Raw genomic sequence first — 18,277 nt, forward strand, 5'->3', positions numbered from 1 at the left:
TGATATATCCCGACTCAACTTATATAACACTAACCTTATGAGGGGGATTCTTCGCTCGCCGGATTTCCGTCGGCTCTGGCTCGCCGACGGCCTCAGCCAGGTCGGCAACCGCATCGATTTCCTGGTCATCCCGCTGCTGGCCACCACGACCCTCGCCGCGTCCGTGGTCGAGGTCTCGCTGCTGCGGACGCTGAGCACGCTGCCGTACCTGCTGATCGGGCTGCAGGTCGGCGCGTGGTGTGACCGGATGCGCAGCCGTCCGGTGCTGATCACCGCCGATCTCGCCCGCGCGGCGCTCATCGGCTCGATTCCGCTCGCCGCGGCGTTCGGGTCGCTGACGCTGGGCCATCTGTATGTCGTGGTGCTGCTGACCGGCGCGTTCACGGTGTTCTTCAACGTCGCGCACCAGACCTACCTGCCGCATCTCGTCGAACGCGGGCACCTGCCCGAAGCCAACGCCCGGCTGCAGACGAACCTGTCCGTCGCCGCGATCGCCGGGCCTGGTCTCGGCGGGCTGATCGTGCAGTTCATCGGGAACGCCGGCGCGATGGCGGCCGACGCGCTGACCTACCTGTGGTCCGCCGCGTGGCTGAGCCGCATTCGCACGCCCGATGTGCGGCCCGAGCCCGCCGAGCGAAACCTCCGCCGCGAGATCGGCGAAGGCTTGCGGACGGTGGCGCGCAATCCGATCCTGCGGGCGATCGCCCTGCACAGCGCCGCGTCGAGCCTGTTCCAGTCGATGTTCATGGCGGTGTCGATGGTGTTCTCGGTGCGCGACCTGCACCTCGCCCCGTTCACGATCGGTTTGCTCGGCACGATCTCGCTGTTCGGCGCACTGCTCGCGAGCGGAGTCGCGCGCCCGCTCGGCGCTCGGTTCGGTGCCGCGCGGGCGTTGTACATCGGCGCCGCGGTATACAGCGTCTCGTTCCTGCTGCCCGCTTTCGCGACACCGGGCTGGGGCCTCGCCTGGTGGGTTGCCGGCAATTTCTGGTCCAGCTTCGGGATCATCGTGCTTGGCGTGTTCGAGACGAGCTTCCGGCAAGCGGTCACTCCGCACGAGTTGCTAGGCCGGGTGTCATCGGTTTCGCAGACCGTCATCTTCGGCATCGCTCCACTGGGGAGTCTGATCGGCGGCTTCATCGCCGAGCTGACGACAACCCGGGTCACGCTGTACGTGTGCGGTATCGGAATCCTTGCATCATCGGTGATTCTGCTCGCTTCACCGCTTCGCAAGATGCGTGACCTGCCGGATGAGGTCGCGTCGCCGGTCGAGAAGAATGAGGGGGACAGCGAGCGCCGCTAGAGCGGCTCCGATGAGGCTGACCCAGGTGAGAGCACTGCCTTGGGCAAGCGCGGCTGCGGCCAGGACGGGTATGGCACTGATTCCCAGCTGGAAAGCCGACACCGTGGTCGCCCCGGCGAGCGTCGGGGCGTCGGCCGCGATGGCGAAGACCCGGCCGTAGATCGCGGGATTCACTACGAAAGCCGCGATTCCGAGCAGGAACACCACGGGAACCACTGCCCACGGGCGATGGATCGCGAAAACCAGGACCACCGAAAGGGCCACGATCGCGACGGATCCGCCCAGGAGCGCGGCGTGGGGTCGATGGTCGGAGACGCGTCCACCGATGGACAGGCCGAGGAAAGCGCCGATTCCGAAGAGCGCGAGGAACGCGGGAATCCACACCGTGGGGACGCCGGTGATCTCGGCGAGCATGGCCGAGAGGTAGTTGAACGTGATCATGTACGCCGCCGTCGTCAGGATCGTGATCCCGTAAATGCCCCAGAGCCGCGGGATGCGAAGAGTGACCAGTTCCCGAGACAGACTCGGGCGCCGAGAGCCGTCGTTCCCCGCGGGGATCCCCAGCGAGCAGGCGACGACTCCGGCGAGCGTCAGCACGACCACGGCCCAGAATCCGCCGCGCCACTGGGTGAAGTGGCTGAGCAAGGTGCCTGCCGGTCCGCCAGCGACCATGGCCACGCTCAGGCCGCTGACCACGACTCCGGACGCGCGGGCGGTGCGGTCCGGGGCGACCAGGCTGATCGCGGTCACCGACGCGACGGCGAAGAATCCGGCGTAGGCGAGGCCCGAGATCACCCTGCTCACCAGCAAAAGCTGGTAGTCACCCAGCAGTCCGGCGGCAACGCTGGCCGCGAAGACTCCCTGGGTGGCCATCAGCGCCGTGCGACGGGGCCAGCGCAAGCTGAGCACGGCGAACGGTGGCCCGCCGAGTACGACGCCGAGCGCGAACGCGGTGATGAGAAACCCTGCTGAGGACAGGGAAATGTGGAGATCGTCGGCGACCGCCGGCAGCACGCCCGCCAGAAGGAACTCCGCGCTGCCCATCGCGAACAGGCTGAACGCGAGCAGGTAGACGCCGGCGGGCAGTCGGGCGCTGCTCAAGTCAGCGGGCCTGGTTCTCGGATCCATGGGGATCACCTCCGCGACCAGCATCGGAAGAGCCGACCGGAAACGGCAAGAAACGTTGCCGTTTCCGGGACGCATTGGTTGACTGCGCCGCATGAACCACCACCCCACCGTCGACGGCGTGCTCGAGCAGATCGCGCCCAGGCTGCGGCGGGCCAGGGACAAGCAGGGCGTCAGCCTGGCCGACCTCTCGCGATCCACCGGCATCTCGACCAGCACGCTGTCCCGGCTGGAATCCGGACAGCGCAAGCCAAGCCTGGAGCTGCTGCTGCCGATCACCGTGGCGCTGGGCGTCCCGTTCGACGAGATCGTCGCCGCGCCCCGGATCGTCGACCCGCGCGTGCCCCAGCACGCCGCCAAGCGGGACGGGCGCGTGCTGATCCCGCTGTCCCGGCACCAGGGAGAGCCCCGCGCCTACAAACAGATCATCCCGGCGCACGACGAAGAACCCCACCTGCGCACCCACGACGGGCACGAATGGCTCTACGTGCTTCGCGGGCGGTTACGCGTACGCCTGAGCGATCACGACTTCATCATGGGCCACGGCGAAGCAGCCGAGTTCGATTGCCACATCCCGCACTGGTTCGGTGCCGCGGGGAAGGGCGACGTCGAAATCCTCAGCCTCTTCAGCAAGTCCGGCGAACGCATCCACCTGCGTACCGGTCGCCGCTAGACCTTGCGCAGACCGTCGAGCAGCACGCGCACCAGATGCCGGCTGTCCGGCGTAAATCGCTCCACCGCGAGCGCACCGACGATGAGCGCGCGCAGGTCTTCGCCGTCGATGTCGGTGCGTACAGCGCCCGCGGCTTGCGCGCGCTCCAGAAGCGCGGTCAGGTTCACCCGAAACCGCTCTGCTGCTTCGGCTTTGTACGCAGAACCGCTTGTCTCGCCCAGCGCTTCGCAGATCGCACGGTTACGCGACGCCTGTTCGATGACGCGCGTGAAGTAGTCGTAGAACGCTTCGCCGGGCGCGTCGGAGTCGATCAACTCCTGTGCCTCGACGCCGTACTGCTCCAGCCGCTCCACTACGACCGCCTGGAACAGCGCTTCCTTGCTGGGGAAATGCCGATAGACAGTGCCCGCGCCGACGCCAGCCAGCCGGGCGATGTCGTCAAGGGGCACGGAAAGCCCGTCGACGGCGAACGCTGCTTCGGCGGCAGCCAGCACACGGGCGCGGTTCCGGCGCGCGTCCGCGCGGAGCGCAGGCTTCTCCACCGGCCATCTCCTCTGATCTCAAAGTGGTGCGGTCGTCCGATTCTTCCTTGGAACGATCTCCGCCGCTTCTGACCGTGTCTCAGATCTCCAGGCTCTCGTTGACAACCGGAGTACGGGCTCCGTATCGTCGCAAGCGGGTGCCCCGTTCCGATTATCCTCCCGTCTTCCCGAATGAGGTTCTGATGCCCCGCACCGTGCCCGAGGTGGCCGAGATCGTCGCGAACGCACTGAGTGCGATCGACGCGACACCGCTCGCCGACGTTCTCGCCGAGGACGCCGTCTACGAAATCCCCTTCACCGGCCACCGCTCCACCGGCCGGGACGCCGTACTGGCCACGCTCGGCGCGGGCAGCGCGGTCGCGGCCCGGATCGGACTGGAGAAAGTCGAGGTCACCACTACCGAAACCGCGGACGGATTCGCCGTCGAACTGGTCGCCGAGGGCCGGAATCCCCACACCGGCCACAGCTACCGGCTGCCGTCGTCGGCCGGACTGCTGACCGTGCGAAACGGCGAGGTCACCCGGTACCGCGACTTTCCGAACACCGGCGCGGCAGCCGCGTTGATGGGCACGAAGGAGGTGTTCCAGCGCTTCCTCGACGCGGCCGTCGACAACCGCTGGGACGACCTCGCCGACCTGTACTCCGAGGACGTCGTGATCGAAATCCCGTTCGCCCCGGCCGGAGTGCCGAAGGTGACGCGCGACCGGGAGGAGTTGCGCAAACGCTTTCACCAGGCCGGAGAGCGCCGCCGGATCACGAAGGCGGACCGGGTCGTCGTGCACGAAACCAGCGATCCGGAGGTGCTGGTGGCGGAGTACGACCTGCACGGCGAGTACGAGGGCAAGCCGTATGTGTCGACGTACGCGATGGTGCTGACGGTGCGCGACGGGCGGATCGTGCACTCCCGGGACTACTCCGGGCCGCCGGTGTTCGCGGAATCGGCCTAAGCGGCGTCGACCCGCGCCAGCGCGATCGTCATGTCCGCCAACGCATCGCGTCCTTCCCGCGCACGCGCGTCGTCGGGGTCGCAGACGTACTGCAGGATCAGTCCGTCCACTCCGGCGACGATCATGCGCGCGAGGTGGTCAAAGGAAACAGCGGCGGTCTCGCCCGCCCGCTCAGCGGCTTCCCGGCACCAGGAAGCGACGACGTCGGCGTAGCGCGCGTACTGGAGGCGGGCGAGTTCCTCGTGGCCAGGGGTGCGCAGCGCGTACATGGTCAGCTCGTACTGCAGCAATTGCAGCTCGCGTCCGCTCTGGACGAGCTTGGCCCAGAAGGTGTCTAGTCCTTGCCGGATCGCTTTCTCCAGGCCTTGGTCGGTGGCGGCCGAGGCCTGGAGAACACCGGCGATCTCTTCGACGACGTCCTCGATCACGGCCCGGAGCAGCTTCTCCTTCGACGGGAAGACGTACTGCATAGTGGCCAGCGGGACGTCCGCCTGCGCGGCGACCACGCGCAGCGAAGTCTTGGCGACGCCGTGCGCGGCCAGCGCGGCGCGGGCGGCCGCGATGAACTGCTGACGACGTACCGCGGCCTCCACGTACGGCATGTCCGCTCCCCTTCGGTCAGTTGACCGAAATCTTGCCACGAACCCTTGCCAGCCGCGGTGGCGCTCCTTACGCTGCACCAATTCGGTCAGCTGACCGAATCCGCGAAAGGGGCAAGCCATGAAGGTCGTGGTCGTCGGCGCGGGACTGGCGGGGCTCTCCGCCGCACGGGACCTCGGCGAGGCCGGAGCCGAGACGGTCGTCCTCGAAGCTCGCGACCGGGTCGGCGGGCGGCTCGAAGGCGGCGAACTCGGCGGCCATCCGATCGAACTCGGCGGCACCTGGATCGGCGAGGGCCACTCCCGGATGCACGACCTCGTCGGCGAACTCGGCTTGGCGACCTTCCGCACCTGGAACGACGAAGGCAAAATGCTCGTCCAGCTCCGCGGCCGACGGGCCCTCGTCAACGGATCCAAGGGCGCCGTGCCGCGGCTCAGTCCGGTCGCGCTCGCCGACCTCGCGCAGGGCTTGACCCGCTTCGGCAGGCTGGCCCGCAGCGTCGACCCGGCCCAGCCGTGGGCGCATCCGAGGGCGCGCCTGCTCGACAGCCAGACCTTCGAGACCTGGGTCCGGCGCAACCTGCGCACCCCGAGCGGGCGAGCGTACTTCCGGATCGCGACCGAAGCCGTGTTCGCCGCCGACGCCAGCGATCTGTCCCTGCTGCACGCGCTGTTCTACGCGGTCAGCAACGCGGACCTGGAAACCCTCCTCGCCGTCGACCGCGGCGCACAACAGGACCGCGTCGTCGGCGGCTCCGTCCTGGTGGCACAACGACTCGCCGACGGACTCGACGTCAGGCTGTCGACCCCGGTCGCGTCGGTGGCCCATGACGGGACGGGTGTCACGGTCACCACTCGCGCTGGCCAGACCTTCACCGGCGACCGGGTCGTCATCGCCCTCCCGCCGACGCTCGCCGGGCGACTGCGGTACGACCCGGTACTGCCCGCCTGGCGCGACCAGCTCACGCAGAAACTGCCCGCGGGCACGGTCACCAAGACGTTCGCCGCGTACCCCACGCCCTTCTGGCGCAAGCAGAGGCTCAACGGACAGGCCGCCTCCGACATCGGCCCGGTCAAGGTCACCTTCGACGTTTCGCCGCCGGGCGGCGAAATCGGCATCCTCCTGGGCTTCGTCGAGGGCGCCGAGGCACGGCGCTGGCAACGTCTTCCGGCCGGCCGACGCCGCCAGACGGTGCTCGATTCCTTCGTCCGCTACCTCGGACCGCAGGCCGCCGAACCGACCGAGTACGTCGAGAAGGACTGGAGCGCGGAGGAATTCACCCGAGGCTGTTACGGCGCCCACTTCGCCCCCGGAGTGTGGACCAGTTACGGCGACGCGCTGCGGCCACCGATCGGCCGGATCCACTGGGCGGGCGCGGAGTACGCGGTGGAGTGGAACGGCTACATGGAAGGCGCGGTTCGGTCCGGCAGCGCCGTCGCGGAGGAGATCCTGCGGCTTTGAGCTGGCCTCAGTGCGTGGCGGTCTGCGAAGCCGAAGGGGTGAACAGGTGCTCCACCGTGGCCACCGTCCAGTCCCACACCCCTGGCACCAGCAAGATCCCCACCAGCGCGAACACCGGGAAGACCAGCCGCGTCTCCACCTTCTTCCCGGTGCGCAGCCGCAGCGGCTTCGGCGGGCGGAGTTCGTACCAGGTCTCCCCCGCGATCGGCAGCGGGAACAGGAACGGACAGCCCGATTCGGTCAGCGAATCGCCGAGGCAGTGCACGAAACACCCCACCGCCACGGCTACGCCGAGCCAGCCGGAGATGTCCGCGAGCTGGGCTACCCGGTCGTCCGGCGCGGTGAAGTACCACCAGGCCACCGCGCCGCCGTAAGGCAGCAGCAGCCAGTCGCCTAGTGCGGCGACGGCGAGCAGCAACCCGAACAACAACACGCCCAGCACGGCCCAGGCCCCGCCGGCGGTACAGCCCGCGGAAGTGGCCGCGCCGAGAGCGACGGCGAACAAGAGGGTGTGCGAGAGGTGCCGGTGCGTGCCGGTCACCTTCTCGTCGCGCGGGCCCTTCGTCAGGGCGTACACAGCCGCAGACACCCGGCGCAGCAGCCAGGACAACGCTCCGGTCAGCCAGCCGAACAGGCGGGTCGCGCTGGCACCGGGATGGTCCAGGTCCGGCAGCAGCGCGAACCCGGCCGTGGTGGCCGCGAAGACCACTGCCTGGTGCACCGAGCCGACGCCGACCGCGGGTGCCAGGGCGAGCCCCGCGCACCAGCCGGTCAGGGCGTGCGTGCGCCCCATCATGATGGTTATCCCCCAGGTCGCGGGCCATTTCGGTCCGCGCGACCGTATCGGGAGATCAGGCCGGAGGTTCCTCCGACACGCTCAGGTGTTCGGCCACGCCGGTGAGCTCGATCACCCGGCTGACCGCCGGGCTCGGCACGACCTCGAGTTCGACGTTCTGTTCCCCGGCCTGCCGCTGGGCGTGCAGGACGACGTTCAGCGCCGAAGAGTCGAAGAAGGTCACCCCGGTGAGGTCGGCCACTACGCGGCGGGAATTCTTGTCCGCGATCAATCCGGCAAGAGCTTCCTGCAGCTGCGGGCTGGTGAGCAGATCTAGCTCACCCGTGACCACTACCCTCGGCTCTGCGGCCGCGGTGTCCAGCGTGATGCCGAATCCGGGCGGAGTGGCGTTCTGGTCGGCTGCGGGCATGCAGTTTCTCCTCGTCAGGCGCTGCTCCTGCGCCGGTACGCGCCTGTTGTCTCAAGAGGCAACCGTGTCACGGTCCCAAGCATCTGGAGACCCAACCCTAACCCAGTGGGTGACCGCTGCCGCGTCGGCACATGGCTACACCTCGGCAGGCGGGCGGCCAGCGGACGCACAACACCCCGCGCGCCGCAGGTGGGCGCGCGGGTCGTGGGCGGGCCGGTCAGCTCAAGCGGACACGGTCTTGCGCTTCGCCCGCCGTTCGCGCATGAACAGCTCGCGGCGCTCGATCTCGCCGAGCCCGCCCCAGATTCCGTACGGCTCTTCGACGGTCATCGCGTGCTTGCGGCACTGCGCCAGCACCGGGCAGGTGTGGCAGATGGCCTTGGCGCGGGACTCGCGGCGCTCGCGCGCGGAACCGCGCTCATTGTCGGTATGGAAAAACAGGCTGCTGTCCGCTCCGCGGCACGAGCCTTGAAGCTGCCACTCCCACTCCTCGGCCACCACGTTGGGCAGTCGGCTCACGTCAGCCATGTCGTCCCCACCTTTCCCGGGATCAGCACACTCGAGGAGCTACATGCCCGCCGGTCGCGGCGGTCAAACCCGGGTTTGGTTTGCTCACCCCACGGGCATGTGGCAGATCGGGCACGAAAGACTGGCGTGGCACGCCGGAGAAAGGACAGCACGTGGAGGAGAACGCCCCGCTCGAGCGCGAGGACGCACAGCTCATCGAGGTGCGAACGGCGGCTATCCCGCACGTGGTGCCCACTCTGCGCACCATCGTGGCCGACATCGCGATGCGCCAGGACTTCGACCTGGACGCGGTCGAGGATCTGCGGATGGCCGTGGACGAGGCCTGTTCGATGCTGCTGCCCTCGGCCGCTGACGGCAAGCTGACCTGCGTGTTCTCCTGGCTGGACGGCCGGATCGAGGTCACTGTGTCGGTGGTCTCCGACCGCGCCGACCACGGCGACGAGACCGGTCTGTCCTGGCAGCTGCTGACCGCGCTCGCGACGTCCGCGCGGCGCACCGTGACACCGGCGAACGGCCGGTACCTCTCCCGGGTGCAATTGGTCCGGGAGAGTGAGGCGGCCAGCTCGTGACGAACCCCGCCGGCGGCGACAAGCCCACCGACGTGGCAGCACTGTTCCACGAGCTGACGCAGCTGCCCGCGAACTCGCCTCGCCGCGAGGAGATCCGGGACCGGCTGGTGCGCGAGCATCTCGAACTGGCGCGCAACCTGGCCCGGAAATTCCGCAACCGCGACGAGGCGATGGACGACCTCGTGCAGATCGCGACGGTCGGCCTGATCCACGCGGTGGACCGCTACGACCCGGCGCAGGGCACCGACTTCCTGGCTTTCGCGGTGCCGACGATCTCCGGCGAGCTGCGGCACCATTTCCGCGACAACAGCTGGTCGGTCCGGGTGCCGCGACGGCTCAAGGAACTCAACGCGACGATCTCGGCCGCCCGTGAGGAGCTGACCGTGCGGCTTTCCCGCGCGCCGAAGCCCAGTGAGATCGCCCGCCATCTCGGCGTGCCGATCGAGGACGTCTACGAGGGCCTGCGGGCGGGACAGGGCCGCTACGGGGCGTCGCTGGACAACCTGCTGGAGAACTCCGCGCACACGCGCTTCGGCGCACCGGACGCGAACCTCGGCCAGGCCGAACTGCGCGAGGCGCTGCGGCCGATGCTGGACAGCCTCCCGGAGCGCGAACGCAAGATCGTGGCGTTGCGTTTCGGGTCCGGGATGAGCCAGTCCGACATCGCGCGCCGCGTCGGGGTTTCCCAGATGCAGGTGTCGCGGCTGCTCGCGGCGACGCTCAAAAAGCTCCGTACCGGACTGGCCGAGACTGACCTCACCGAGGGCACCTGATTCGCTTTCGGCCGAGTTGGGTAAACACCACATGCGAGCACAGCGGCCGGGAGGTGCGGAAGCCATGACGACATCGAGGATGCCGACCAGGAGCACCGAGGCGGCCGCCGCCACGGTGCGCCTGGAGCTTCCTGACGATGTCACCGCGCCGGCGCTCGCGCGAGCCCAGGTGCGCGCCGCGCTCGCTCAGCTCGACGTCCCCGCCCAGGTGCGCGACGACGTGCTGCTGGCGACCTCTGAGCTGGTCACCAACGCTTTCGAGCACGGCGACCGGCCGGACCGGCTCGAACTCCGGCTTGAGCACGGAGAGCTGATGGTGCGGGTCTTCGACACCTCCACCGCCCTGCCGCGGCTGAAAGAACCGATCGCTCCGTCCGCGGCGCGCAGCCGGGGGCTCCAGCTCGTGCGCACGCTGTCCCGGCGCTGGGGTTACGACCCGGCCGACGGCGGGAAGTGCGTCTGGGCGGCGTTCGGCCTCACCTGACGGCGGCCGCCCACTGCGATTCCGGCCGCGCCGAGCACCCCTAGCCCGACGCCGAGCCAGCCCACGATCATCCGCGGCCGTTCGGCCACCGCACAGCCTTGCTCGCCGTGTGCCTCGGTGATCAGCCAGCTCTCCGGGGTGCTGAGCGCGGTTCCGCAGTCGATCCGGACGCTCGTGGTGTCCATCGGCGGGTCGCCCTCGCCGAAGGCATTGGCGGGGAGTCCCAGCATCTGGTCGCTTCGCGTTCCGTAGAGCGTCCGGACGTCCGTGGGGTTTCCGGCGTCGTCGAGGTAATAAAGGGCAGTGACCGGCAGCAGGAAGAACACGATTCCGGTGACGAAGGCCGCCGCGGCCGCGAGCCCGATCCACAGCGCTGGACGCCGGGCGAGCGACTTCCGCGGTCGTCCGGAAAACGCCTGGTCATCCGAGCTGGAAGACGCCTGGGGGCGGGGATCGTCGGTCATCGTCGAGCCTCTTGATCCGGGGGTGCGCGGCCCGGTTGTAGCGCGGTTCGCCGGGACTGGTCCCCGGCGGGTGATGTCCGGTTTTGTCTCCTTAGCTCCCGATGCCGGTGCCTTACGCTCGCCGGATGCTGGACGCAATCGGGGTGACTGGGGACGAGGAGCGGGTCTACCGGCTCCTCGTGGGGATGTTCGACGCCGGACCGCGGCAGGTGGCTGAGCAGCTGGGGCTGAGCGCGGCACAGGTCTCGGCGATCCTGCGTTCGCTGCACGCCAAGGGGCTGGTCAGCCTGGTCGCCGGGGACGAGCCGCGGTACGCGCCGTCGCCGCCGGACGTCGCGTTCGGGCCGTTGCTGATGCGCGGGCAGGAATCCCTGGAATGGGCGCGCACCGCGGTGAGCCGGATGGCCGAGGAATACCGCGGCGGTGCGCGGCGGCGGGACGCGACGCAACTGGTCGAGGTGATCACCGGCAGCGCGGCGATCCGGCAGCAGCTGACGAACATCCAGGTCGGCGCCCGGCACGAGTTGCTGTGGTTCTGCCGGGCCGGGCACATCGCGATGGCCTCGGGCGAGAACGCCGACGAGTACGACGCGCTCGCCCGCGGCGTGCGGTACCGGGTCGTCTACGAGCGGGCGATGCTGGAACAGCCGGGCATGATCGAGAACGTCGCGCACGGGATCCGGCACGGCGAGGAGGCGCGGTCGTCCACCGTGGTCCCGGTGCGGCTGGCGATCGCCGACGGCACGATCGCGTTGTGCCCGCTGGTGCAGAATCTCGACGGCTCCGGCGAACCGACCGCCGCGTTGATCCGGGAAAGCAGTCTGCTGGCCGCGTTGATCGCGTTGTTCGAAAGCTATTGGGAACGCGCGTGGCCGTTGCGCGCGGACGGAACGCCGCAGGACTCCCCTGGCGGTGCCGGGCCGGACCGGGACGAGCGACACCTGTTGTCGCTGCTGGTCGCGGGGGTCACCGACAAGGCGATCGCGACCCGGCTCGCGGTGAGCCAGCGGACCGTGCAGCGGCGGATTCACGACCTGATGTCCAGGATGAACGTGCAGACCCGGATGCAGCTGGCGTGGGAGGTCAGCCGCCAGGGCTGGCTGGACGAGCCCTCGGCAGCCGGATAACCGCGGGGGTTATCCGGCTGCCTCTTTCTCAGGAGAGCCCGTAGGCCCGGATTACTGCTTGCTGCACCGAATTCCCGTCACTGTCGGATCCGTGCACGCGCAGCGCGACGAAGCCGTTGGTCCGGTCCAGCCGCGGATGGTCGATCACGGCGCGGAAGCGGCCGCCGCCGAGGCCGTCCATCCGCTTGACGTTCGTCCACGTGCGACCGTCGTCATAGGACACTTCGACGGTCAGCTGCGGATTCTTCGGCGCGGCCATGCCGTCCTGGTTGCGGACGGTGAACTCGACCGGCAGCGAACGTCCGGCGCGTGCCTTCTGCGTCAGATCGGTCTGCACGCCGTAATCCACCTGCAGCAACGGAAGCAGGTCCGTTTTGCCCTCGGCGGGCCGCTTCGACCCGAAGGTCCACGACGTTTCGGTGTGCGTGCCGTACGCCCAGTCCGGAGTGGACTTGGTCAGCGACAGGTCGAGCCGGTACGTCGCCGGGTCCGCCGAAGCGGGGAACTTGCCCCACGCCACCGGGCCTTCCTTGACGAGGTTGCCGTTCTGGTAGAGCTTCGCGCTCACCTGGTCCGGTACCTCGTCGCCCAAGGCCGTTTCGGAAAACGCGTAGTGCGAGGTCTCCGGGTCGACGAACTCGGGGATGCGGAAGGCGAAATTGTCGCCGGTGCGCGAGGTTTCCAGCCCCGCTCCGCGCGGGATCGCCGGGCGGACCACTGGCGCGTACCAGTTTTCCGTCGCCCGCTGGCCAGGGCTGAACGTATGCGGCTGCTCGAGCATGCCGACCGCGAGCGGCTGGAACGTGTCCCAGCTGAGCTTGTTGTTCACCCGGTGCTGCCAGATCGTCTCGTCGGTCGAAACGATTTCCTCACGCGCCGTTCCGGTGTGCGCGTAGCGCTGATACTGGTTGATCGCGGTCTTTTCCCACGGCCGCCAGCCGAACCGCTGTTCGGAAAGCCACTCGTCCTTGCCGGTCGCGTGGTAATTCGCGGTGACCGTCGCGCTGTTGCGCTCGTTGACCTCGTAGACGATTTTCTGCGGAATCTGGTTGTGCGTCACCTGCATCACGTCGTACAGGTACGGGCTCACCGGCGTGCCGTGCAGAAGCATGCTCGTGAAACCGTATTTGGCCCGATCAGCCAGCTTCATGCCCTGGTCGTTCGTGATCCGCACGGCGGGAATCGGCAACCGGTCGCCGCGCGGCTGCCAGTGTGCGTACGTGTGCTCGTCGGGCAGGCTGACGACCATGACCATCGCGGCGCCCGCGGCGGCGGCCAGTTTCGCAGCTTCGTCCGGGTTGGTGCCGTCCTTGGCCGGTGTCACGACCGCGATTTTCCCGCGCGCCCTGGCGTATTGCTCCGGCTTGTTGGCATCGACCGGAACGACGTCCAGCCATTTCATCCCGGAAATCGCCGGGGACGACGCGTAGTAGAACAGTTCAGTCTTGAGGCCGAGCCACGGCACTGTGGTCGCGGTCAGCATCGGCGCGGTGAGCTGCCACCGGGTGCCGAATTCGAAGGTCCCGTTCTTCACCTTCTGCGTCGGCGTCACGTAGATGTGCCGGACGCCGGGGAATTCCATGACGTAGTTCGAGATCTTGCGCGAGCCGAATTCACGGTGCGCGTAGCTGCTGATGATGTTTTCCAGCGTCGACGGCCGCGGCGTCTTGATCTCCACCGGCACCGCGTTCCGCGCGTCCAGCACCAGGTTCAGGTCCTTGGTGATGGTGAACTCGGGGTTGAGCACGATCGCGAGTTCCTCGTCGGGGGCCAGTCCGGTGTGGAACATCCCGCGGGCGTAGTAGGTGCCTTCGGGAAGTTCGGTGACGAACGGCTGATCGCTTTGGATGGTCCGGACGATGTCGTAGCGCATGTCGTCGCCGAAGAGCTGGAGATCCATCGGGTACGCCTTGCCGTCGCGCCCGATGCCGGTGATGGACACCTTGTGCTTCGGCGGTTCCTTCACCAGGCCGACCGTCGTGTGCACGGCACCGACGAGAACGCTGCCGGTGTAGTTGCCCGGCACCAGCGCGGCCGAGTCGACGGTGATCGCTACCGTCGCGGTCCCGTTGGCCGGAACCTCCACAGTGGACTTGTCGAGCTTCACCGCGTTGCCCGGCGCGGCTCCGTCGCCGCGACGCAGATCGAGCTTCGGAGTGAGGGTGACCGGCGCGGAAGTCGTGTTGGTGTAAGTGATTTCCTTGCGCACCGGGCCGCTGTCCTTGGTGACCGGTCCGAGATTCAGCGTGCCGGTCGCGAAGACTCCCGGACGCACCGCCGCGGCCGCGACGTCCACGCGTCCGCCGCCCTGCTGGAAGGCGTTGAGCCCGGCGGACGGCTTCGACGTACTGGCCAAGCCGTCCTTGAGCTGCTGCGCCGTCCATTGTGGATAGCGCTGGGCCAGGATCGCCGCCGCACCAGCGACATGCGGAGTCGCCATCGACGTGCCGGACGCCGCGGTGTAGTACTGGTCCACCACTTCACCGAGCGAGGTACCGGCCGCGCGCGCCGCGACAATACCCACGCCAGGCGCGGTGATGTCCGGCTTCACGGCCTGGTCGCCCTGCCGCGGACCCATGCTGGAGAACGGGGCCAGCTCGTCTTTGCGGTCCACCGCGCCGACAGTCAGCGCGGAATCCGCGGTACCCGGCGTGCCGATGGTCGACGCGCCTTCCTGGCCGTCATTGCCCGCGGCGACCACGAACAGCGCGCCGGTGCGGGCAGTGAGTTCGTTGAGGCCGACGCTGAGATCGTCCGTCCCGTCGGTCGCGCCGCCGCCGAGGCTCATGTTGATCACCTTGGCTCCGGACGCGGCGGCCCACTCCATCCCCTGCAGGACTTCGGAAGACGAGGCCGTGCCGTCGTCGCCGAGCACCTTGCCGACATACAGCTTCGCGCCCGGTGCCGCGCCCTTGCGCGTGCCGCCCGCGGCCGCGCCGCTGCCAGCGATGGTCGCCGCGACGTGGGTGCCGTGGCCGAACCGGTCGACGACGTCCGGGCTGGTCGAGAAGTTGGCCGACTTGGCGACCTTGCCCGCGAGGTCCGGGTGGTTGGGGTCGTAGCCGGTGTCGAGCACGGCCACCGCGACGCCGGATCCGTCGAATCCGGCCGCCCACGCCTCCGGTGCCCCGATCTGCGGGACGCTGCGGTCGAGCGACGCGTGCACCTTGCGGTCCAGCGTAATCCGCGCTACCGCGCCGGAAGCCGCGTGCGGGCCGGTGAAGGACTGCCAGAACTCGCCGGCGCGCTTCTTGTCTTCTCGCACCGCGCGGCCGTTCACGCTGGGCAGTTCAGCGCCCTGCGTGGTGGCGGCGAGCGTCGGCGCGGACGCGATCGAGACACCCTTGGCGTAGTGCGCGATCATCGGCACCGTCGGGCTCGACTCGTCGGCGTAGCCCTGCGCGATCAAGTCGGTGACGTTGAACAGGGCTTTGTCGAGGCGGTTGTCCGCCACGAGCGACACCGCGTCGGCCGGGATGACCTGCAGCTTTCCGTCCACTTCGGACTGGGTGAAGCGGATGTTCTCCCGCCCCTTGCCCGGCCGGACCGTCGCGATCTGCCTGCCGCCCTGGACGCTTTCGACTTGCACGACGTCACCGGTGAGCAGGGTGACCGTGTGCCGCTCACCGGGACCAGGCGCCGGTGAACCGCTCGCGGGCTCGGCCGCCGCGGGCGCCGCGTGGCCGAATGCCGCGACCAGTGCGCCCGTGCAGCCGAGAGTGATGGCTCGTGATCTCCACGTCATCGCACAAGATTCGGGGCGAGCCGGGGTTCACGTCACTACCTCGCGCTGTCGCCGTTGCGACATGTCGCAACTGGGACAACGCCTGGTTAGCCAGCCACCGACGCGTAATAGGCCATTAGGCGGTCCGCCAGTTCGTCCGGACGGCTCAGCATCGCGAGATGGGAACCGGCCATTTCGTCCGCCTCCAGCGCCAGCCGCTCGCGCGCTACCCGGCGCAGCAGATCGGAGGAGAAGAACCGGTCGTCGCGGAAGAGCAGGACCTTCGTCGGCACGTCCGGCAGCCGCTCCCCCGGCCACGGCTTGCTGTACTCGGCGCTGTTCTGGTCCCGGCCGCGGCGCTCGTTCTCCTCCGCCAGCTCGGCCGGGACGTCCGCCATGAACTGCTCGGCGGTGGTCAGTCCCTCAACCGACTCGAAGCCGACATTGCCCCACCACTCGCATGGGGCTTCGCCCGGTGCGGGCACCATCCCGGCGACGAAGACGAGAAGCCGCGCGTTGACCCGTTCCGCCACGAGCGGCGCGGTGAACCCGCCGTAGGAATGTCCGACCACGACGACATCCTTGGCGTCCCCGATCGCCGCGACCACGGTGTCGGTGAAGTCGGCGAACGTGGCCTGCGGGTTCTCGATCGGAAGGTCAGGGGCCACGGCTTCGTGTCCGGCCGCCTTGAGCCGGGCGGCGACCAGATGCCAGTCCCAGCCGCTGCCGCCGCCCCCGTGGATCAGTGCGAATGTCGCCATGCCGCCCAGCTTGTCACGCGGGGCAGCGTTTGAGCATGTCCTGCAGCGCGTTCTTCTCCATGTCGGTGATCGTCAGCCCGTAGTAGTGCTTCACCGTGACCCAGTCGGTCGCGTACGTGCACCAGAACGACACCAGCGGCGGCTTCCACTCGTCCGGAGCCTTGTCGCTCTTCTGCCGGTTCACGCTCGCCGTCACCGCGAACAGCTGCGGGCGCGTCAGGTCGTTCGCGAACTGCTCGCGCTTCTCCTGCGTCCAGTCGCGCGCGCCGCTCACCCACGCCTGACCGAGCGGGACCAGGTGGTCGATGTCGAGCTGAGTCGGCTTGGTCCAGGTCTGGCCGTCGTACACGCTGAGCCAGGTGCCCGACGTCGGCTTGCAGTCGCTGCCCGCCTTGACGTCCTTGCCCGCGCGCTTGAGGACGGTCTCGCGGGTGTCGCAGCTGTCGCCCTGGCTGTCCCAGTGCTTGAACTTGTCGCGCGAATAACCGGTCATGGTGCCGCGCGCGCCGATTTTCAGCTCGGACAGCTGCTTCGTCGCGTCCGCGGCGGACGCCGGTGCCGCCTCGGACTGGGAGTCGCCGACTTCGCGCTGGCCGTACCAAAACCCGACGACAGCGATGAGCAGCACGACCGCGAGCAGCACGGTGCGCTTGGTGGGGAACGGCCGGGCCATGGTGCGCGGAGTCCTCTCGGGCGGGGAGTTCGGGGAGCCGGAGTATGCCTGTCACCGGGCCGGTAATCGCGCAGACACTCTCGGCAGCGCTCGAGTCGTGGCAAGGACCACGTCGGGCAAATGGTGGGCTGCCAACGAAAAAGCGCAGATCAGCGGGGGTGGATAACGCTCGCGAAGGTGTCACGTCCGCGCCGCGGCGAACGACTGTCTAGGTGGGGAGCCGGAAAGGAGCGGGTCCGAGATGCCCGGGCGGCTGCGGAAGTGGAACACACGCGTCGATGACTACCTGCGCCGGAAGGCGGCGGAGGGCGGCAACATCGTCGCGATGACGCGCGTCGCCGCTGACCTGCGCGAACGCGGCGAGTCGGCGGAAGCCGAAGAGTGGTACCGCCGGGCCGCCGCCGGCGGCGACCGGATCGCCATGACCGCGCTCGCCCACCTGCTGGCCGAACGCGGCGCCGACGACGAGGCCGCCCGCTGGTACCACGAAGCCGCGCAGGCCGGCGAGCCGCACGGAATGCTCGGATACGCCCGTACCTGCGAAAACCAAGGTCGCCTCGGCGACGCTGAGCACTGGTATGCCGCCGCGTTCCAAGCTGGCGCGACGGAGGCGGCTGGGCTGCTCGGCCACCTGCTCGTCGAAGACGGCCGGTACTCCGACGCCGAGGGCTGGTGCCGCACCGCCGCGGAGGACGGCGATGCGACGGCCATGCTGGACCTGGGCGTCGTCCTGCGAGAACTCGGCGTGCCTGACGAGATGGCGCACTGGTGGCGTGCCGCGGCGGAGGCGGGAGAACTCTCGGCGACCTGCCTGCTGGGCCGCGAAGCGGAACGCGCCAACCGAGAAGGCGACGCCGAGCGATGGTTCCGTCGCGGTGCGAAAGGCGGACACGTCGAGGCGAAGGTGCGGCTGGGACTGCTGCTGCATCGACGAGGCGAACTCGAAGAGGCGGAGACCTGGTACCTCGAAGCCGCCGAGGCGGGCGACGCGGCGGCGATGACCAACCTCGGCGTCCTCGCCCGCAACCGCCGCGACGACGGCGAAGCCGCGGCCTGGTACCGCAAGGCCGCCGAGCACGGCAGCATCCCCGCGCTCACCAACCTCGGCCATCTCGCCGAAGCCCGCAGCGAACTGGCACAGGCCGAACGCTGCTTCCGCGTCGCCGCGGAAAGCGGTGACGTGCAGGGAATGCTGAGCCTGACCCGGATGCTGCGCGCACGAGGCGCGACCGCCGAAGCGGACCACTGGCAAGCGCTCGCCACGGACCGTCCACAGTAGACATAGGGGTCCTCAGGGTCGATCTCCGGGATCTTCCCC

At 68.9% G+C, this 18,277-nt stretch carries 19 protein-coding genes; 9 read left to right on the top strand and 10 right to left on the bottom strand.

Annotated elements, in window-relative coordinates:
• The first annotated feature begins 37 nt into the window (after window positions 1-37).
• Window positions 38-1,303 carry an MFS transporter gene (locus tag ACZ63D_RS18480; protein ID WP_465355499.1) on the top strand — a complete coding sequence of 422 codons (1,266 nt, stop codon included), beginning with the start codon at window positions 38-40 and terminating at the stop codon, window positions 1,301-1,303.
• On the opposite strand, the gene ACZ63D_RS18485 is transcribed toward ACZ63D_RS18480, so the two are convergent.
• A complete protein-coding gene (locus tag ACZ63D_RS18485) occupies window positions 1,220-2,431 on the bottom strand; it encodes an MFS transporter (protein ID WP_465355500.1) in 1,212 nt (403 codons plus the stop codon). The genes ACZ63D_RS18480 and ACZ63D_RS18485 overlap by 84 nt on opposite strands.
• A gap of 91 nt (window positions 2,432-2,522) precedes the next feature.
• On the opposite strand from ACZ63D_RS18485, the gene ACZ63D_RS18490 reads away from it, so the two are divergent.
• The gene (locus tag ACZ63D_RS18490) at window positions 2,523-3,101 is read left to right on the top strand and encodes a helix-turn-helix domain-containing protein (RefSeq protein ID WP_465355501.1); all 579 of its coding nucleotides are present in this window, start codon (window positions 2,523-2,525) and stop codon (window positions 3,099-3,101) included.
• Here ACZ63D_RS18490 and ACZ63D_RS18495 read toward each other — a convergent pair.
• The gene (locus ACZ63D_RS18495) at window positions 3,098-3,643 is read right to left on the bottom strand and encodes a TetR/AcrR family transcriptional regulator (RefSeq protein ID WP_037807285.1); all 546 of its coding nucleotides are present in this window, start codon (window positions 3,641-3,643) and stop codon (window positions 3,098-3,100) included. The genes ACZ63D_RS18490 and ACZ63D_RS18495 overlap by 4 nt on opposite strands.
• Window positions 3,644-3,825: 182 nt before the next feature.
• Between ACZ63D_RS18495 and ACZ63D_RS18500 the strand changes: the two genes are divergently transcribed.
• Complete coding sequence (locus tag ACZ63D_RS18500) at window positions 3,826-4,590, top strand: nuclear transport factor 2 family protein (protein WP_465355502.1); 765 nt, start codon at window positions 3,826-3,828, stop codon at window positions 4,588-4,590.
• Here the strand turns inward: ACZ63D_RS18500 and ACZ63D_RS18505 are convergent.
• Window positions 4,587-5,192, bottom strand: coding sequence for a TetR/AcrR family transcriptional regulator (locus ACZ63D_RS18505; RefSeq protein ID WP_465355503.1), 606 nt, complete (start codon window positions 5,190-5,192; stop codon window positions 4,587-4,589). The two genes, ACZ63D_RS18500 and ACZ63D_RS18505, sit on opposite strands and share 4 nt — an antisense overlap.
• A gap of 118 nt (window positions 5,193-5,310) precedes the next feature.
• On the opposite strand from ACZ63D_RS18505, the gene ACZ63D_RS18510 reads away from it, so the two are divergent.
• Window positions 5,311-6,651 (top strand): flavin monoamine oxidase family protein, encoded by a 1,341-nt coding sequence (locus ACZ63D_RS18510; RefSeq protein WP_465355504.1) that lies wholly within the window; start codon window positions 5,311-5,313, stop codon window positions 6,649-6,651.
• Window positions 6,652-6,658: 7 nt separating this feature from the next.
• On the opposite strand, the gene ACZ63D_RS18515 is transcribed toward ACZ63D_RS18510, so the two are convergent.
• The 3 genes from ACZ63D_RS18515 to ACZ63D_RS18525 all read right to left on the bottom strand — a co-directional run bounded on the left by ACZ63D_RS18515 (window position 6,659) and on the right by ACZ63D_RS18525 (window position 8,384).
• Complete coding sequence (locus tag ACZ63D_RS18515; protein ID WP_465355579.1) at window positions 6,659-7,444, bottom strand: metal-dependent hydrolase; 786 nt, start codon at window positions 7,442-7,444, stop codon at window positions 6,659-6,661.
• Window positions 7,445-7,502: 58 nt separating this feature from the next.
• On the bottom strand, window positions 7,503-7,856 hold the full coding sequence (locus ACZ63D_RS18520; RefSeq protein WP_344287754.1) for an STAS domain-containing protein: 354 nt from the start codon (window positions 7,854-7,856) through the stop codon (window positions 7,503-7,505).
• A 222-nt stretch (window positions 7,857-8,078) separates the two neighbouring features.
• Window positions 8,079-8,384: a WhiB family transcriptional regulator gene (locus ACZ63D_RS18525; protein WP_009086013.1), complete on the bottom strand. Its 306-nt coding sequence runs from the start codon at window positions 8,382-8,384 to the stop codon at window positions 8,079-8,081.
• A gap of 152 nt (window positions 8,385-8,536) precedes the next feature.
• Here ACZ63D_RS18525 and ACZ63D_RS18530 point away from each other — a divergent pair, with 152 nt between their 5' ends.
• From ACZ63D_RS18530 to ACZ63D_RS18540, 3 genes are all read left to right on the top strand, one after another.
• Window positions 8,537-8,953 carry an anti-sigma factor gene (locus ACZ63D_RS18530; RefSeq protein ID WP_465355505.1) on the top strand — a complete coding sequence of 139 codons (417 nt, stop codon included), beginning with the start codon at window positions 8,537-8,539 and terminating at the stop codon, window positions 8,951-8,953.
• Window positions 8,950-9,726, top strand: coding sequence for a SigB/SigF/SigG family RNA polymerase sigma factor (locus tag ACZ63D_RS18535; RefSeq protein ID WP_465355506.1), 777 nt, complete (start codon window positions 8,950-8,952; stop codon window positions 9,724-9,726). Before ACZ63D_RS18530 ends, ACZ63D_RS18535 begins: the two co-directional genes overlap by 4 nt.
• Before the next feature lie 64 nt (window positions 9,727-9,790).
• Window positions 9,791-10,210, top strand: coding sequence for an ATP-binding protein (locus ACZ63D_RS18540; protein WP_465355507.1), 420 nt, complete (start codon window positions 9,791-9,793; stop codon window positions 10,208-10,210).
• On the opposite strand, the gene ACZ63D_RS18545 is transcribed toward ACZ63D_RS18540, so the two are convergent.
• Window positions 10,156-10,674: a hypothetical protein gene (locus ACZ63D_RS18545; protein WP_465355508.1), complete on the bottom strand. Its 519-nt coding sequence runs from the start codon at window positions 10,672-10,674 to the stop codon at window positions 10,156-10,158. The genes ACZ63D_RS18540 and ACZ63D_RS18545 overlap by 55 nt on opposite strands.
• 125 nt (window positions 10,675-10,799) lie before the next feature.
• Here ACZ63D_RS18545 and ACZ63D_RS18550 point away from each other — a divergent pair, with 125 nt between their 5' ends.
• On the top strand, window positions 10,800-11,801 hold the full coding sequence (locus tag ACZ63D_RS18550; protein WP_465355509.1) for a helix-turn-helix domain-containing protein: 1,002 nt from the start codon (window positions 10,800-10,802) through the stop codon (window positions 11,799-11,801).
• Window positions 11,802-11,829: 28 nt separating this feature from the next.
• Here ACZ63D_RS18550 and ACZ63D_RS18555 read toward each other — a convergent pair whose 3' ends face one another.
• The 3 genes from ACZ63D_RS18555 to ACZ63D_RS18565 all read right to left on the bottom strand — a co-directional run bounded on the left by ACZ63D_RS18555 (window position 11,830) and on the right by ACZ63D_RS18565 (window position 16,959).
• The gene (locus ACZ63D_RS18555) at window positions 11,830-15,546 is read right to left on the bottom strand and encodes a S8 family peptidase (RefSeq protein ID WP_465355510.1); all 3,717 of its coding nucleotides are present in this window, start codon (window positions 15,544-15,546) and stop codon (window positions 11,830-11,832) included.
• Window positions 15,547-15,632: 86 nt separating this feature from the next.
• Window positions 15,633-16,286 carry an alpha/beta fold hydrolase gene (locus ACZ63D_RS18560; RefSeq protein WP_465355511.1) on the bottom strand — a complete coding sequence of 218 codons (654 nt, stop codon included), beginning with the start codon at window positions 16,284-16,286 and terminating at the stop codon, window positions 15,633-15,635.
• Between the two features lie 13 nt (window positions 16,287-16,299).
• Window positions 16,300-16,959 carry an HNH endonuclease family protein gene (locus ACZ63D_RS18565; RefSeq protein WP_465355512.1) on the bottom strand — a complete coding sequence of 220 codons (660 nt, stop codon included), beginning with the start codon at window positions 16,957-16,959 and terminating at the stop codon, window positions 16,300-16,302.
• A 241-nt stretch (window positions 16,960-17,200) separates the two neighbouring features.
• Here ACZ63D_RS18565 and ACZ63D_RS18570 point away from each other — a divergent pair, with 241 nt between their 5' ends.
• Window positions 17,201-18,238: a tetratricopeptide repeat protein gene (locus ACZ63D_RS18570; RefSeq protein WP_465355513.1), complete on the top strand. Its 1,038-nt coding sequence runs from the start codon at window positions 17,201-17,203 to the stop codon at window positions 18,236-18,238.
• Window positions 18,239-18,277: the final 39 nt, after the last annotated feature.

The organism is Amycolatopsis sp. NPDC104775 (assembly GCF_055583325.1).